Raw genomic sequence first — 16,540 nt, 5'->3', positions numbered from 1 at the left:
CGGCGCAATGTCACAGCGTGCGCGTCAGGTGAGCACACTGTGACATTGCGCCCGGCCGGGGAGGCGGTGCGAACGGGCACTTTCCCACTGATCGGGCAATTACGGTTCCGCTGGTAACGAAATCGTCCTAGGCTCGGTCCACCCGCAACCGGAGGACATGACGTGACCCATCCCGACGTGCTGGCTCCCGCCAAGCTCGGCCCGATCACCCTGCGCAACCGCATCATCAAGTCGGCGACGTTCGAGGGCAAGACGCCCGACGCGCTGGTCACCGACGACCTGATCGAATTCCACCGCCGCCCGGCGGCCGGTGGCGTCGGCATGTCCACCGTCGCGTACTGCGCGGTCGCCCCCGAGGGACGCACCGAACGCGGCCAGCTGTGGATGCGCCCGGAGGTCGTTCCCGGTCTGCGCCGGCTCACCGACGCCATCCACGCCGAGGGGGCCGCCGCGTCCGCGCAGATCGGCCACGCCGGCCCGGTCGCCAACGCCAAGTCCAACGGGCTCACCGCTCTCGCGCCCACGAAGTCGTTCAGCCCGCTGAGCATGAAGGTCACCCAGGCCGCCACCCTCGACGACATCAAGCGGATCACCGCAGCGCACGCCGACGCCGCCCGGTTCGCGATCGAGGGCGGCTTCGACGCCGTCGAGATCCACTTCGGCCACAACTACTTCGCCAGCTCGTTCCTGTCCCGGCTGATCAACCACCGCAAGGACGCCTACGGCGGGTCGCTGGAGAATCGCGCCCGGATCGTGCGGGAGACGGCCCTCGCCGTCCGTGACGCGGTCGGCGACCGCATCGCGGTCCTGGCGAAGCTGAACATCGACGACGGCGTCCCCGGCGGGTTCTGGGTGGACGAGGCCATCCAGGTCGCGCAGTGGCTCGAGGCCGACGGCGGGCTCGACGCCCTCGAGCTGACGATGGGCAGCTCGCTCCTCAACCCGATGTACCTCTTCCGCGGCGACGCCCCCGTGCACGAGTTCGCCAAGGCCATGGACCAGCCGCTGCGGCTCGGCGTGCAGCTGGTCGGCAAGAAGTTCATCAAGGCCTACCCCTACGAGCCGCTGTTCATGCTCGAGTCCGCTCGGCAGATCCGTGCCGCGGTGAAGATGCCGCTGGTGCTGCTCGGCGGCGTCACCGACAAGGCGGGCATGGACACCGCGATGGCGGAGGGCTTCGAGTTCGTCGCGATGGCCCGCGCCCTGCTCCGGGAACCGGACCTGATCAACCGGATCGTCGCCGACGAGCGCACCAAGTCGCTGTGCATCCACTGCAACAAGTGCATGCCGACGATCTTCTCCGGCGCCCGCTGCGTGCTGGTGGAGCGGAGCTAACGGGCGACCGGCCGCAGCACGATCTCGGTCGGGTGGGCGTCCCGGGGCGTCTCGACGGCGTTCCGCACCGCCCGCGCGACCGAGGTCGGTGCGAGGAACTTCGTGGGGTCGTACTCCCCGCCCTCGGTGGCGACGATGGCACGTTGCATGTCGGTGTCGATTCGGCCGGGGTGGATCGAGGTGACGCGCAGCGCAGGCTCCTCCGCCCGCAGCGCGTCCCCGAACGCGCGGAGCGCGAACTTGCTCGCCGCGTATGCGCCCCAGCCCGGGTTGGCGCGCAGCCCGGCACCGGAGTTGATCAGCACCACGTGCCCGTTCGCGACCCGGAGTGCGGGCAACAGCAGCCGGGTCAGTTCGACCACGGCGACCACGTTCGCCTCGTACATGTCCCGCCACACCGCGGCCGGGGTGTCGGCGACGGTGCCGATCTCGGCGATCCCCGCGTTGTGCACGAGCACGTCGAGCCGGTCGACACCATCGACGGCGGCGGCGACGGCGGCGTGGTCGGTCAGGTCCACCGGCCAGCCGCGGGCACCGTCGAGCTCGGCGAGGATCGCGGTCAGCGAACCCGGCTCCCTGCCACCGAGCAGCAGGTCGTGGGTCGGGGCGAGGTCTCGGGCGATGGCGGCGCCGAGGCCGCGGCCGGCCCCGGTGATCAGTGCTGTCGGGCGCATTCCCGAAGGATATGCCGCCGCGCCGGAGACCGAACCGTGTGCAGACGCCGCGGTGTTCCTAGACTGGGACACGGGTGTGGTGACGATCACACCCGCCTTCCCCGGGTCGAGGAGTCGCCATGGTGGAACAGGACGTCTACGACTACGTCGTCGTCGGAGCGGGCAGTGCAGGCTGCGTCCTGGCCGCTCGCCTGACCGAGGACCCCGACGTCTCGGTGCTGCTGCTCGAGGCCGGCGGTGAGGACGACGCCGACGAGATCAGGATTCCGGCCGCGTTCGCATCCCTCTTCAAGACCAAGTGGGACTGGAACTATCAGACGGTCCCGCAGAAGCAACTCGACAGCAGGTCCGCTTACTGGCCGCGGATGAAGGCGCTCGGCGGCTGCTCGTCGATGAACGCGATGATCTACATCCGCGGCAACCGCACCGACTACGACGACTGGCGCGACGTGCACGGTGCCGTCGGCTGGGGCTACGACGACGTCCTCCCGTATTTCACACGTGCGGAACGCAATTCGCGTCTGACCGGACCTTTCCACGGACGGTCCGGGCCGCTGCGGGTCGAGGACCGGCGGTTCACTCACGAGCTGACGGACGGCTGGATCGCCGCGGCGGTGGACGCGGGTCTGACGCCCACCGACGACTTCAACGGTGCCGCGCAGGAGGGCGCGGGTCGGTACCAGGTCACCTGCCACCACGGGCGGCGCTGGTCCACCGCCGACGCGTACCTGCGTCCGGCACTCGGCCGGCCGAATCTCACCGTGCTGACCGACGCGTTCGCGACCGCCGTCCACCTGCACGGCACCCGCGCGGTCGGTGTCCGCTACCTGCGGGACGGTGCCGAGCACGTTGCCAGGGCGGCCGGTGAGGTGGTGCTCTGCGGCGGCGCGATCAACAGCCCGCAGCTGCTGATGCTCTCGGGCCTCGGCCCGGCCGCCCACCTCCGCGAGCACGGCATCGACGTGGTCGCGGACCTACCGGGCGTCGGGGAGAATCTGCACGACCATCCGGTGTTGCCGGTGCTGTGGCACACCACCGGAACCACCGACCTCAAGGACATCACCGCCCCGCCCGCCCGGTTCGCGCAGTGGAAGGTGGCGGGGCGCGGTCCGCTGACGTCCAATGTCGGCGAGGGCGGCGCGTTCTTCTCCAGCCGAGACGGGCTGCGCGCACCCGACCTCCAGGTCCACGTGGCGCCGGGCGGTTTCGTCGACAACGCGCTGCGGGAGATGCCCAGCGGCCTGTTCACGGCCGCAGTGACGCTCGTCAGCGTCGCGAGCCGGGGACGGTTGCGTCTGCGCTCGGCCGATCCGCGCTGGCACCCGGAGATCGACCCGCGATACTTCGACGACCCGGCCGACCTGGACGCGATGCTGGCCGGGGTGCGCCGCATCGTCGACATCGCCCGGCAACCGGCCATCGCGCGGTTCCTGGACCGGCCCTTCCTGCCGCCCCGCCTCGACGGCGCCTCCGACGGCGATCTCGCCGATCACGCGCGGGCCTGGACCCAGACGCTCTACCACCCCGTCGGCACCTGCGCGATGGGCGACGGGGAGGGCGCTGTCGTCGACTCGCAGCTGCGGGTGCGCGGCGTCGATGGACTGCGCGTGGTGGACGCGTCCGTGATGCCGGCCGTCACCCGAGGAAACACCAACGCCCCGACCGTCATGATCGCCGAGAAGGCGGCGGATCTCCTGCGCGGCTGGGCCGCGCTGCCGAATGCACCGAAGGACACACCATGAGCACACTCGGGACCGGGGACCGGACCGACATCGGAACCGGTTCCGCACCACAGACATTCGACTCCCTCGATCCCCGAACGGGTGAGGTCGTCGGCACCCACCCGATCACCGGTCCGGACGAGGTGCGGGCCGCGGTCGAGCGGGCGCGTGGGGCCGCCCAGTGGTGGTCGGCGCTGACCTTCGCCGAGCGCCGCACCCATCTGATGGCGTGGGCCGGCGTCATCACCCGGCGGATGGGACAGCTGGCCGACGTCGTGCACGCCGAGACCGGCAAGCCCGACTCCGACGCCCGGCTGGAGATCGTCCTCGCGCTCGGGCACCTGTCGTGGGCGGCGAAGCATGCACCGAAGGTGCTGGGCCGCAAGCGGGTTCGATCCGGTCTCGACATGATCGACCAGGCCGCGACGGTGGAGTACCTGCCGCGAGGCGTGGTCGGGGTGATCGGGCCGTGGAACTACCCGGTGTTCACCCCGATGGGGTCGATCGCGTACGCGCTGGCGGCGGGCAACGCCGTGGTGTTCAAGCCGAGCGAGTTCACCCCCGGTGTCGGCGCCTGGCTGGTCGACGCGTTCACGCAGGCGGTGCCGGACGCGCCGGTGCTGCAACTGGTCACCGGGCTCGGGCCCACCGGGGAGGCACTGTGCCGCGCGGGCGTCGACAAGCTGGCGTTCACCGGCTCACCCGCGACCGGACGCAAGGTGATGGCGGCCTGCGCGGACACCCTGACCCCGGTCGTCATCGAGGCGGGCGGCAAGGATGCGCTGCTGGTGGACGAGGACGCGGACCTCGACGCGGCCGCGGACGCCGCAGTGTGGGCGGGCATGGCCAACGCCGGACAGTCCTGCATCGGCACCGAGCGGGTGTACGTGCACGAGCGGGTGTACGAGCCGTTCCTCGCCAAGCTGACCGCGCTCGCAGGCGAACTGCGCGCCGGCACCGACCCCGCCGCCCCGATCGGCCCGATGACGATGCCGTCGCAACTCGAGGTGGTGCGCAGGCACGTGCGCGACGCCCTCGCTCGCGGCGGGCGGGCCGTCGTCGGCGGAGCGGACGCCGTCGGGGACCGGCTGGTTCAGCCGACCGTCCTGGTGGATGTCCCGGAGGACTCGGTCGCGGTCACCGAGGAGACGTTCGGGCCGACGCTCACGGTGGCGAGGGTCCGGGACATGGACGAGGCGGTCGCGCGGACCAACGCCTCCCGCTACGGCCTCGGGTCCGCGGTGTTCAGCAAGGCCCGCGGCGTCGAGCTGGCCCGGCGTATCCGCTCGGGCATGACGTCGGTGAACGCGGTGTTCGCGTTCGCGGCCGTCCCGGCCCTCCCGTTTGGTGGGGTCGGTGACTCCGGCTTCGGGCGGATCCACGGCCCGGACGGCCTCAGGGAGTTCGCGTACGCGAAGGCGGTGACCCATCGGCGGCTTCCCACGCTGATGCCGACGCTGACCTTCGCCCGGACCCCGCGGACCGAGAAGATTCTCGCGACCCTCACCACGTTGAGGTACGGGCGTGGGTAGGGCGCGTCGAGGCGGCGACCAGGGGGAACGCGCGCCGCCGTCGCGTCGATCCGGCGTGGAGGGTACAGGGTCAGCTACATTCTGGTTACGAGACTGGTGCCGCACCGGCGCCATGGTCCGCTGCGTTCCACAAGTTCCTGCGGGCCTCGGCGAGCAGGAAGGAAGTCGCGAACATGGGATCTGGCAAGGAGACGAAGGGGTCCGGCGCAGCGCCGGGCGGAAAGTCCGGGGACAAGCCGTTCGCCGTGGGCGACGCGGTCGTGACCAGTGCAGATCCCGTCTCGGGCGAGGGTGCACCGACCCAGGAATCCGGCGTGATCGTCGACGACTTCGCGGGCAGCCTCGCCGAGGATCCCGCCGACTACGGCCGCGACTGGGCACTCGCGAAGCGGTGGGCGATCAAGCTGGACGACGGGCGGCTGGTGTTCCGCAGCTCCGACGAGGTCGCGCGCCCCAAGGGCTGAGCTCGGCGATCGACAGGGCCCGGCGGGCGAAACGATCAGCCGGGCCGCACACTTGTGGGCATGTCGGACCCCGGATTCACCCCCACCCAGCTCGCGGCGCGCGCCGCCTACCTGCTGCGGGGTAACGACCTGGGCACGATGACGAGCGCCGCCCCTCGCCTCTACCCGCACATGTGGAGCTGGGACGCCGCGTTCGTCGCGGTCGGGCTGGCCCCGCTCAGCGTCGAACGCGCGGTCGTCGAACTCGACACGCTGCTGTCCGCGCAGTGGAGCAACGGGATGATCCCGCACATCGTGTTCGCGGGCGGGGTCGACGGCTACTTCCCCGGCCCGGACCGGTGGGCCTGCTCCGCCCTCGCCGCCGCGGCCCCGGGTTCCCCGCAGACGTCGGGCATCACCCAGCCGCCGGTGCACGCGATCGCGGTGCAGCGCATCCTCGACCACTCCCGCCGGCACGGCCGCACCACCCGGGCGGTGGCCGAGGAGTTCCTCGACCGGCGCTGGCCCGATCTGATGCGCTGGCACCGCTGGCTGGCACACGCCCGGGACCCGAAGGAGACGGGCCGGGTGACGCTCTATCACGGGTGGGAGTCCGGGATGGACAACTCGCCTCGCTGGGATGTGCCGTACGCCAACGTGATTCCCGGAGTCGTGCCGGCCTACCGGCGCGCGGACAACGTCGTCGTCGCCGACCCGACGCAGCGGCCGACGAACGCCGAGTACGACCGCTACCTGTGGCTGCTCGAGGAGATGAAGCGGGTTCGCTACGACGACGCGGATCTGGTGTCCGCCATGAGCTTTGCCGTCGAGGACGTCTTCGTCAGCGCGATCTTCTCCCTGGCCTGCGACGTGCTCGCCACGATCGGCGAGGAGTACTCGGCGCCGCACGCCGACGTCCGGGACCTGCACCACTGGGCGCAGCGGTTCCGGTCCGGTGTCGTCGCGACGACCGACCCGCGCTCCGGGGCGGCACGCGATTTCGACCTGCGGTCCGGCCGCTGGATCGGTACCGACACCCTCGCCATGTTCGCGCCGCTGCTGTGCGGTGGACTGCCCCGCGACATCGAGCGGACGCTGCTGCGGACCTTCGAGGGGCCACGGTTCTGCGGGCACCCCGACCTGCGGTATGCGGTGCCGCCGTCGACGTCGCCGGTGTCCGGCGACTTCCGCTCCCGCGAGTACTGGCGCGGCCCGGTGTGGCCGGTGATGACGTGGCTGTTCTCCTGGGTGTTCGCCCGCCGCGGCTGGGCCGAGCGGTCCCGGCACCTGCGCGCCGAGGGCCTGCGCCAGGCCGGCGACGGCAGCTTCGCCGAGTATTACGAGCCGTTCACCGGTGAACCTCTCGGCAGCATGCAGCAGTCCTGGACGGCGGCGGCGGTGCTGGACTGGCTGGGCTGAGCCGACCGGCCCGGCGGCTCGGGTGACGGGCATTCGAACAGGCGATAACGATCGTCCCGGAAGCGCTGCACCGGTGTTCGGTGTCGGTTTAGTCTCGGGCGATGACGTCGCTGCGCAATGGCCGTATCCGAAATGTCATCCGCTTCGCCTCGCTGTTGCTGGCCGGGGCGCTGGCGCTGGGAGCACCCGCCCTCGCGGCGGCCGGTCCCGTCAAGGGCCCGGACGTCGCCTCCTGGCAGCACCCCGGCGGCTCCGGCATCGACTGGTTCGCCGTCCGTGCATCCGGGCACGATTTCGCGATGGTCAAGGCCACCGAGAGCCTGAGCTACGTGAACCCCTATTTCGTGCAGGACGGCATCGGCATGCGCGCCGCGGGCATCGCCCGCGGCGCGTACCACTACGCCGACCCGTCCCAGTCTCCGGAGGCGCAGGCCGCGTTCTTCGCCTCGACGGCGGCGCCGATCGTGTCCGGCGGCCTTCCGCCGGTGCTCGACCTGGAAGCCACCGGGGGTCTGCCGCCCGCCGCCCTCGCCGACTGGACGCGGCGCTATCTGAACTCGGTGCAGGCGCTGACCCACAAGCAGCCGATCATCTACACGTATCCGAACTTCTGGCGCACCGCGATGGCGAACACCACCGAGTTCTCGAACTACCCGCTGTGGATCGCCGACTACAACGGCAAGAGCCAGCCGGGTCCGCTGCCCGGTGGATGGACCCGCTGGACGTTCTGGCAGTACACGAGCACCGCGCGGATTCCCGGCGTCAATGCCGACATCGATCTGAACATCTACGGCGGCGGGCTCGGCGACCTCGGCGGCTTCTCGAACCCGTTCGGGTCGTAGGCGCCTCGGGCGCCCGGAGTCCTTCCGGCCCGCCGGCGGACCAGAAGGACTCACCGGTCACGGGGTGACGATCGGGAAGGCCGGATCGAACTCGTCGAGCACGGAGGCCAGCGTCGCCAGGGCCTGCGCGTCGCCGTCGAGGGTGATCGCGCCGGACTCGGCGAGCTTGCCCGCATTTCCGGGCTGGAGCAGCACCCCGGTCAGTGCGGCCTTCGGTCCCGACACCGTCAACTGGGTGTCGGGTGAGGCACCGCGGCGGGCACCCAGGGTGCCGCGCCGGATCCACATGGTCCAGGTCTCGTCGCGGTCGGTGAAGGCGAAGTCGATCCGGAGGTCCACGTCGGTCGCCTTCGGGCCGTCGACGTGCACGGCCACGAAGTCGAACAGGATGTCGACCGGCATGCCCAGGATGGTGTCCGGGCTGGCGGTGGTGAACGGCATCGGCTTGACGCCCTCACGCAATTCCAGTGCGGCACTGAGGAAGATCCCGCGCCACTGCGGACCCTCCGCCTGGTAGCCCATCTGCTCGTAGGCATCCGCCTGCAACTCACGCGCCGCCGTGTTGTCCGGTTGCGCGAAGACCAGCTTGTGCAGGATCTCGACGGCCCACCGGTAGTCGGCGTCCTCGATCGCGCGCCTGCCCTCGGCGAGAATGTTGTCGGCGCCCGCGAACTCGACGAACCGCTTCGCGGACTCGGCAGGCGGATGCGGGTGCAGCGACACCGGATCCCCGTCCCACATCCCCAATTCCTTGGTGTAGACCGCACGTACGTCGTGGTGCAGCGTGCCGTGGTACCCGCGATTGGCCCAGTTGCGGCCGAGTTCCTCGGGCAGCTCGACGACCTCGGCGGCCTCCAGCGGCGTGTACCCCTTGTTCGCGAGCCGCAGCGCCTGGTCGTGGATGTACTTGTAGGTGTCGCGCTGCGATTCGATGAACGCGGTGACGTTCTCGTTGCCCCACACCGGCCAGGTGTGCGGGCCGTAGTGCACCTCGGCGGCGTCGCCCCACCGTTCCAGGGTCTCGTCGAGGTAGCGCGCGAAGTTGCGGGCGTCGCGGGTGCGGGCGCCGCGCAGCGTCTGGATGTTGTGCAGCGAGTGGTTGGCGTTCTCCGCGCACGTCAACGCGGCCAGCTGCGGGATCCAGATGTGCATCTCCTCCGGCGCCTCGGTGTCGGGGGCGTAGAGGAACTCGAACTCCAGGCCCGCGATCTCGCGCCGGGTGCCGGTCTCGGTGATCAGGTCCGTGGGCGAAATGTACGACACCTCGGGGCCTTTGGTGCTCGCGATGCCGATGCCGCAGGTGACGAAGCCCCGCGGACCGGACTCGAGGAGGCCGCCGAACGCGTACGCGGCGCGGCGGGCCATCGCGTTGCCTGCCACCACGTTCTCCCCGATCGCGTACTTGTCGAACTGGTGGCCCGGCGCGATGATCGGCACCTTGCCCGACGCGACGTCCTCCGCGTCGACGACACCCTTGACGCCGCCGTAGTGGTCGATGTGGGTGTGGGTGTAGATCACCGCGACGACCGGTTTGTCGCTCACGTGCTCGCGGATCAGGGTCATGCCCTGGCGGGCGGACTCGACGCCAGCCATGCAGTCGACGACGATCAGTCCGTCCTCGCCCTCGACCACGGTCAGGTTCGCGATGTCGTTGTTGCGGACCTGGTACAGGCCCTTGGCGACCTCGAACAGTCCGCCGGGGCGGATCATCTGCGACTGTCGCCACAGGCTCGGCTCGACCGAGTCGGGTGCGGGCTCGTCGTCACCGATGTAGCCGAAGTCGTCGGGATCGAAGATCACGGAACCGTCTGCGCCCGTGACATTTCCGGGAAGATCGGCGATCAGACCGCGGCGTGAATCGACGAAGTCCTGCCGATTCGCCATGTCGTACTTCTCCGTCGCGGCGCGATTGGCGGCCACGGTCGCGGCACTCGGATCCTTCGGGGTCTGGCACATTGCGCCCTCCTGGCAGGTCTCGGGTGTGACACCAGCTTCACGAGCGGATTCCGGATGCGCCTCACCCCGACCGGGTGAATCGCGCCGACCGATCACGCGGAGCGTCCGGCAGCGCTATAACGGACGGGTTGGAGCGGTACGAATTCGCGTGACGAGGAGGCCACCATGCCCGACGCTCGGGTGCGGTCGGAGACGTCCGACGGCATCACCACCATCACTCTGGACCACTCGGACAAACGCAATGCCGTCGACGGGCCGATGGCGCGGGACCTGCGCGCCGCGTTCGAGGCGTTCGAGTCCGACGCCACGCAGCGGGTCGCGGTGCTGTGGGGCGCCGGTGGCAACTTCTGCGCCGGCGCCGACCTCACCGCGATCGGGGACCCGGCCCGGCGCCACGAACTCGACCCGGACGGCGGCGGTGCGGGGCCGATGGGACCGACCCGGTTGGCGCTGAGCAAGCCCCTGATCGCGGCGGTCGGCGGCTACGCCGTCGCCGGGGGTCTCGAACTGGCCCTGCTCGCGGACCTGCGCGTGGTCGAGGAGTCGGCGACCTTCGGTGTCTTCTGCCGCAGGTGGGGTGTCCCGCTGATCGACGGTGGCACGGTCCGGCTGCCACGGATCGTCGGGCAGGGCCGGGCGCTGGACATGATCCTGACCGGCCGGGCCGTCGACGCGGCCGAGGCGCTGGCGATGGGCCTGGCGAACCGGGTCGTGCCCGAGGGCGACGCGCTCCCCGCAGCCCAGGCACTGGCGCGCGAGATCGCCGCGTTCCCCCAGCTGTGCATGCTCACCGACCGCGCCTCCGCGTACCGCGCGCTGGATCTGCCGCTCGCTGAGGCGATCCGGGCCGAGGGAGCCGCCGGGGTGCCTGCCGTGCTTGCGGAGGGTGTCGCGGGTGCGGCGCGTTTCGAGGCCGGAGCCGGCAGGCACGGGGCGTAGGGGTCACAGCACCTGCGACAGGAACGCCTGCAGGCGATCGGTCTGCGGGTCGTCGAACAGTGCCTCGGGCTTGCCGGTCTCCACGACGACGCCGCCGTCCATGAACAGCACGGTGTCGGACACCGTTCGGGCGAAACCCATCTCGTGGGTGACCACGATCATCGACATGCCGCCCGACGCCAGGTCGCTCATCAGCGCGAGCACCCCCTTGACCAGTTCCGGGTCGAGCGCGGAGGTGGCCTCGTCGAAGAACATGATCTCCGGTTTCATCGCCAGCGCCCGCGCGATCGCGACCCGCTGCTGCTGTCCGCCGGACAGGTTCGCCGGCCGCGAGTCCGCCTTGGCCCGCAGGCCGACGAGGTCGAGCTGCTCGAGCGCCAGTTCGCGGGCGCCCTCCTTCGACAGCCCGCGCAGCTTGCGCGGGCCGAGCGCGACGTTGTCGGCGACCGTCCGGTGCGGGAACAGGTTGAACTGCTGGAACACCATCCCGATCCGCTGCCGCAGGACATCGGGGTTGTCGCCGAGCACCGACCGGCCGTCGAGCAGGATGTCGCCGGCGTCCGGTTCGTACAGCCGGTTGAGCACCCGCAGCAGGGTGGACTTCCCGGACCCGGACGGTCCGATCACCGAGGTTGTGGCGCCGGCGCCGACGTGGATGTCGACGCCGCGCAGGATCTTGTTGCGACCGAACGCGAGGTGCAGGCCGGTGCCGGTGAGTGTTCCGGACGCGGTGGCGGTCTCGGGGCTCGTCGGTTCCGTCACTGGCTATCCCCTCTCCACGACGATGGCCTGGTCGAGTTCGTCGAGGGTGCCGGAGGTGTCGGCCCTGCCGGTCCGCAGACGCTTGTCGATGTAGTTCACCAGGTGGGTCAGCGGGATGGTCAGCACCAGGTAGAACAGGCCCGCCGCGACGAGCGGCGACAGGTTGCCGGTCTGCGCGTTCAGGTCCCGGCCGACGGCGAACAGTTCCCGCTGGGTGGCGAGCAGGCCGAGGAAGTAGATCAGCGACGAGTCCTTGATCAGCGAGATGAACTGATTCATCAACGCGGGCAGCACTCTCCGCACGCCCTGCGGGATCACCACCAGCGTCATCGCCCGCCGGTACCCGAAACCGATCGCCCGTGCGGCCTCCATCTGCCCGGGTTCGACGCTCTGGATACCGGAGCGGAAGATCTCCCCGATGTAGGCGGCCGCCAGCAGCGCCAGCGCCGCCGCGCCGAGCCAGTACGGGTTGTTCCCGGTGAGGTTCTTGACGAGCGGGCCGACACCGAGGCCGACGATCAGGATGATCACCACCGCGGGTAGGCCGCGGAAGACGTCGGTGTAGACGCGGGCGGGCCAGCGAAGCCAGCGGGTCCGGGAGATGCCTGCGATCGCCAGCAGCATGCCGAGGACGGTGCCGATCACCCCCGAGGTCAGTGCCAGGATGACGGTGTTCGGCAGGCCCGTCGTCAGCAGGTCGGGGATCGCCTTGCGGTACAGCTCCCAGTTGAAGAACGTGTCCCCGAGCTGCGCCAGCGTGGATTTCGGGGCGGTCTGCTCGCCGCCGCCCTGACCCTGTTCGGCTGCCAGCGCGGCGAAGTCGGGCAGGACCGGAGCCGGGGCGGCCTTGCTGCCCGGCTTCCACCCCGGCGGAAGCTCCCGCGGCACCCACTCGGAATACAGCCTCGCCCAGGTGCCGTCGGCGATGACGGCGTCCAGGCCGGAGTTCAGCGCGTCGATCAGAGGCTGGTTGTCCTTGTTCGCCGCCCAGCCGACGAAGTTGTTGAGGCTGAAGGTGTTCTGCACGATCGAGGTGCCGTCACCGGGTTTGATCGCCCCCTCGGCCTGCTGCGACGGCGCCACCCAGGCGTCGATCTGCCCGGACTTCAGGTTCGCGTAGGCGGTGTTGTAGTCCGGGAACTTCACCGGGTCGAGCTTGAGGGTGTTGACGACGTAGTCGTCCTGCACGGTGCCCTGCACCACGCCGATCCGGGTACTCGCGTTCAGGTCCGAAAAGGACTGGACCTTACCGCCGTTCGGTGCGACGAGGGAGAAGTAGCCGAAGTCGTAGCCGTTGGTGAACCCGACCGTCTTGCGGCGCTCGTCGGTCGTGGTGATGGACGACGACCCGACGTCGAAGCGTCGGTTCGCGACCTGCGAGAGCAGGCCGGCGAACTCGGTGCCCGAGAACTGTATCTGCAGGCCGAGTTTCGCGGCGACCGCCTTGAGCAGTTCGTTGTCGAAGCCGGTGAAGGTGCCGGCGGAGTTGACGCAGATGCTCGGTGGCGCGTCGGACAGCGTGCCGACGCTGAGGGTGCCGGGCACGATCAGGCTGAGCTTGCTCGTGTCGATCTGGTCGACGGGGCGAGTGCCGGCGGTGGTGTACCGGTCCTCCACCGTCACCGCCGCCGACGCGTCCAGGTTGGTCGGCGCCGCCGCGGCCGAGCCGACCCCGGGCGGCGAGCACAGGTCGGTGGACGAGCCGCCCGACCCCCCGCCGCACGCGGTGACCGTGCCCGCCAGCAGTACCAGCACGGCGAGCACCCACACCTTGACCGATCGCGATCGGGTCATGGGGAGAGCGTAACCGCGTCGGGTCCACCGCACCGGGTGCCGCGTAGGGAGGGAGATCGGCACCGGCGCGAGCGCGAAGGTTGCTACTCGCCCTGCTGTCGGCGCACCATCTCGGCGATCCAGACGGGCGCGAACGGAGACGTGCAGCCGGGGGAGGTCGGGTAGTCCTTGAGCACCTCCAGTCGCTCACCGATGTCGAGTGCGCGGGTGCGGTGCTCGGCGTGCTCGATTCCGATCTGGGCCAGGCAGTGGTTCATCGCCCACTGCAGGCGATCCGGGGCGTCCTTCATCTCCGCCTCGATGACATCGAGCAGTCCTGCGAGGTCGAGGCCCTCGGGCTTCTTCGCCACCCGTTCGGTGGTCAGCGCCCAGCCGGCACTCGCGACCACCGGATCCGGGTCGGCGGACCAGGCGAGCCGCAGCTCTTCGGAATGCGGGTTCTTCTTCACCACGTAGTTCACGAGCCAGTCGTGCACCTTGGGTGTGCGCGCCTCGCGGAGCATGGCGTCCAACTCGTCACGCTCGAACACCTTCGGGCGGCAGATCAGGATCGCCAGCAGTCTCGCCGCGGTGTCGTCGGTCTGCCAGAGCCCGCGCGCGAGCTCCTGCTGCGTCTTCAACCGCTTCGCGAGGGCGCGCAGCTTGCCGAGGTTCACACCGTGATCGTCGCCGTGCTTCTCGTTCACCGCGCGCGCCTTCGGGTCCTCGAGCGCGGCCAGCTCGGCCATCACCTCGGCCACCGTCGTCTCGGTCACCCGGCCTCCTGTCCGTCACGTGCGATTCAGCCCGGGACGAGAGGTTCGGCCCCCGCCGCACCCGCCGTTCGGCGGCGGCCGCCGATGCAGCCGGCTTCCCGGGCGACGGTATCGGTGTCGTCCCGTTCAGGCCAACCCGACAACGGGCTGCGGGGACCGCTCGTCGCGCCACCGCAGGGCCTCGGCGAGGGTGGTCAGGTCGTAGGCGGGGCCGCCGGCGCCGACGGTGAACAGCGTGACGCCCGCGTCGACGAATGCCTGCGCCTTCTCGGTTCCCGGCCACGCGACGGAGCGCTCGATGTGATGCGGGTCCCGGCCGACGTCGGTGCAGTGGTCGGCGAGTACCCGCGACTTGTGGTCGAGCGCGTCGAGGTCGGCGAAGCTGTGCCAGATGTCGGCGTACTCGGCGACCATGCGCAGCGTCTTGCGTTCGCCACTGCCGCCGATCAGGATCGGAATGTGCCGTGTCGGTGCGGGATTCAGCTCGCCGAGCCGGGCCCGGATGCGCGCGAGGTTCTCCGCGAGCAGACGTAGACGGCTGCCCGCGGTGCCGAAGTCGTAGCCGTACTCGGTGTAGTCCTTCTCGAACCAGCCGCCGCCGATGCCGAGGATCAGCCGCCCGCGGCTGATGTGGTCGACGGTGCGGGCCATGTCCGCCAACAGGTCCGGATTGCGGTAACCACCGCCCGAGACCAGCGCCCCGATCTCGACCCGTTCGGTCTGTTCGGCCCATGCCGCGAGCATCGACCAGCACTCGAAGTGCGCGCCGTTCGGGTCGCCGCCCAACGGATAGAAGTGGTCCCAGGTGAAGACGATGTCCACCCCGAGGTCCTCCGCGCGGAACACCGCATCCCGGATCAGCTGGTACTCGGGTGCGTGCTGGGGCTGGAGTTGGAAACCGATGCGAACTGGGCGGGTCATCTGCGGCACTCCTTGGGTGTGAGTACTCCGCCGTGAGATCTCCGGCGTGAATCTCACCGTAGACCCGGGAGAACGCCGCCGCAGCGACTCGGAACGCGGGCCCGGACGGTCGATGGTTCCCGCATCGCGAGTAGTTGGACGGTGTCCTGTGCGCACGGGCCTGCAATACTGTGCCGCGCAGTACCGACCACGGATCGTCCGGCGCGTTCGACGCCGGTGAAGGGAACGCACACCGATGGCGACAGTCACCTACGACTCGACCACATGCCTGTTCCCCGGCTCCGACAAGCCGGCCGTGGACCGCCTTCGGCTCGACATCGCCGACGGCGAGTTCCTGGTCCTGGTCGGCCCGTCCGGCTGCGGGAAGTCCACGTCGCTGCGGATGCTCGCGGGACTCGAGGACGTGCACTCGGGCCGGATCCTGATCGGCGACCGCGACGTCACCGGGTCGGAGCCGAAGGACCGGGACATCGCGATGGTGTTCCAGAACTATGCGCTGTACCCGCACATGTCGGTGGCCGAGAACATGGGATTCGCGCTCAAGCTGGCGAAGACCCCGAAGGACGAGATCAAGCGCCGCGTGCAGGAGGCGGCGAAGATGCTCGATCTCGAGCCGTACCTCGAACGCAAACCCAAGGCGCTCTCCGGCGGCCAGCGGCAGCGGGTCGCGATGGGCCGCGCGATCGTCCGGCAGCCGCAGGTGTTCCTGATGGACGAGCCGCTCAGCAACCTCGACGCCAAGCTGCGGGTGCAGACCCGCACCCAGATCGCGCAACTGCAGCGCCGCCTCGGCACCACCACCGTCTACGTCACCCACGACCAGGTCGAGGCGATGACGATGGGTGATCGGGTCGCCGTGCTCAAGGACGGCGTGCTGCAGCAGTGTGCATCCCCGCGGGAGCTGTACTCGCGCCCCGCCAACGTCTTCGTCGCCGGGTTCATGGGCTCACCGTCGATGAACCTGTTCACGCTGCCCGTCACCGACGGCGGAGTCCGTTTCGGCGAGGCCGTCGTCCCCGTGCCGCGCGGCACCCTCGGCCTGGTGCACGAGTCCGAGGTGGTCGTCGGGGTCCGGCCCGAGCACCTGGAACTGGTCGGGAACGGATCCACGGGGAACGCGGCGTCCGCCGGGGTCGAGATGGAGATCGACGTGGTCGAGGAGCTCGGCTCCGACGCCTACATCTACGGCAGGACGTCCGTCGCCGGACTCGGGCAGGAGATCGTCGCCCGCGCCGACTGGCGGCGCCCGCCGCGCAAGGGCGACCGCGTCCGGTTGCACGTCGACCCCGCCGAGCTGCACCTGTTCTCCGCGGTCGACGGCCGCAGGCTCGGCTGACCGTGCAGGGAGGGGCCGCTCGGCGGCCGTAACCGATCCAGTGCGGGGGTAATGAGCGAAATCACCCCCGGGTCGTGCCACAGTAGGCGACGACATATGCCTCGGCCCGGT

The 16,540-nt window shown here is 70.2% G+C and carries 14 protein-coding genes; 8 read left to right on the top strand and 6 right to left on the bottom strand.

Annotation, left to right across the window (positions count from 1 at the left end; translation table 11 throughout):
* Positions 1-162: 162 nt before the first annotated feature.
* Entirely contained in the window at positions 163-1,335 is a 1,173-nt protein-coding gene (locus ACWEPG_RS03195; protein ID WP_452593855.1) for an NADH:flavin oxidoreductase, read from the top strand.
* On the opposite strand, the gene ACWEPG_RS03190 is transcribed toward ACWEPG_RS03195, so the two are convergent.
* Entirely contained in the window at positions 1,332-2,009 is a 678-nt protein-coding gene (locus ACWEPG_RS03190; protein ID WP_452593854.1) for an SDR family oxidoreductase, read from the bottom strand. The two genes, ACWEPG_RS03195 and ACWEPG_RS03190, sit on opposite strands and share 4 nt — an antisense overlap.
* A 119-nt stretch (positions 2,010-2,128) precedes the next feature.
* On the opposite strand from ACWEPG_RS03190, the gene ACWEPG_RS03185 reads away from it, so the two are divergent.
* The 5 genes from ACWEPG_RS03185 (at position 2,129) to ACWEPG_RS03165 (ending at position 7,966) form a co-directional block, all read left to right on the top strand.
* Entirely contained in the window at positions 2,129-3,751 is a 1,623-nt protein-coding gene (locus ACWEPG_RS03185; RefSeq protein WP_452593853.1) for a GMC family oxidoreductase, read from the top strand.
* Positions 3,748-5,262, top strand: coding sequence for an aldehyde dehydrogenase family protein (locus ACWEPG_RS03180; RefSeq protein ID WP_452593852.1), 1,515 nt, complete (start codon positions 3,748-3,750; stop codon positions 5,260-5,262). The genes ACWEPG_RS03185 and ACWEPG_RS03180 overlap by 4 nt, the downstream gene beginning before the upstream one ends.
* Positions 5,263-5,435: 173 nt before the next feature.
* Entirely contained in the window at positions 5,436-5,726 is a 291-nt protein-coding gene (locus ACWEPG_RS03175) for a hypothetical protein (RefSeq protein WP_450114923.1), read from the top strand.
* A 60-nt stretch (positions 5,727-5,786) separates the two neighbouring features.
* Positions 5,787-7,124, top strand: a complete 1,338-nt coding sequence (ggh, locus tag ACWEPG_RS03170) for a glucosylglycerate hydrolase (protein WP_452593851.1) — start codon at positions 5,787-5,789, stop codon at positions 7,122-7,124.
* A 101-nt stretch (positions 7,125-7,225) separates the two neighbouring features.
* On the top strand, positions 7,226-7,966 hold the full coding sequence (locus ACWEPG_RS03165; RefSeq protein ID WP_450114925.1) for a glycoside hydrolase family 25 protein: 741 nt from the start codon (positions 7,226-7,228) through the stop codon (positions 7,964-7,966).
* 57 nt (positions 7,967-8,023) lie between these two features.
* Here ACWEPG_RS03165 and ACWEPG_RS03160 read toward each other — a convergent pair whose 3' ends face one another.
* On the bottom strand, positions 8,024-9,922 hold the full coding sequence (locus tag ACWEPG_RS03160; RefSeq protein WP_452593850.1) for an alkyl/aryl-sulfatase: 1,899 nt from the start codon (positions 9,920-9,922) through the stop codon (positions 8,024-8,026).
* A 165-nt stretch (positions 9,923-10,087) separates the two neighbouring features.
* Between ACWEPG_RS03160 and ACWEPG_RS03155 the strand changes: the two genes are divergently transcribed.
* Positions 10,088-10,861, top strand: a complete 774-nt coding sequence (locus ACWEPG_RS03155) for a crotonase/enoyl-CoA hydratase family protein (RefSeq protein WP_452593849.1) — start codon at positions 10,088-10,090, stop codon at positions 10,859-10,861.
* A gap of 3 nt (positions 10,862-10,864) precedes the next feature.
* On the opposite strand, the gene ACWEPG_RS03150 is transcribed toward ACWEPG_RS03155, so the two are convergent.
* The 4 genes from ACWEPG_RS03150 to ACWEPG_RS03135 all read right to left on the bottom strand — a co-directional run bounded on the left by ACWEPG_RS03150 (position 10,865) and on the right by ACWEPG_RS03135 (position 15,093).
* Positions 10,865-11,623, bottom strand: a complete 759-nt coding sequence (locus ACWEPG_RS03150; RefSeq protein ID WP_450114928.1) for an amino acid ABC transporter ATP-binding protein — start codon at positions 11,621-11,623, stop codon at positions 10,865-10,867.
* Positions 11,624-11,626: 3 nt separating this feature from the next.
* Positions 11,627-13,417 carry an ABC transporter substrate-binding protein/permease gene (locus tag ACWEPG_RS03145; RefSeq protein ID WP_452593848.1) on the bottom strand — a complete coding sequence of 597 codons (1,791 nt, stop codon included), beginning with the start codon at positions 13,415-13,417 and terminating at the stop codon, positions 11,627-11,629.
* Between the two features lie 83 nt (positions 13,418-13,500).
* On the bottom strand, positions 13,501-14,145 hold the full coding sequence (locus ACWEPG_RS03140; protein WP_452593878.1) for a DNA alkylation repair protein: 645 nt from the start codon (positions 14,143-14,145) through the stop codon (positions 13,501-13,503).
* Positions 14,146-14,298: 153 nt separating this feature from the next.
* Entirely contained in the window at positions 14,299-15,093 is a 795-nt protein-coding gene (locus ACWEPG_RS03135) for an LLM class F420-dependent oxidoreductase (protein WP_450114930.1), read from the bottom strand.
* A 235-nt stretch (positions 15,094-15,328) separates the two neighbouring features.
* On the opposite strand from ACWEPG_RS03135, the gene ACWEPG_RS03130 reads away from it, so the two are divergent.
* Positions 15,329-16,429: an ABC transporter ATP-binding protein gene (locus ACWEPG_RS03130; RefSeq protein ID WP_450114931.1), complete on the top strand. Its 1,101-nt coding sequence runs from the start codon at positions 15,329-15,331 to the stop codon at positions 16,427-16,429.
* Positions 16,430-16,540: the final 111 nt, after the last annotated feature.

The sequence above is a fragment of the Rhodococcus sp. NPDC004095 genome, assembly GCF_053604015.1.
This window is presented reverse-complemented; position numbering and strand designations above follow the sequence as displayed.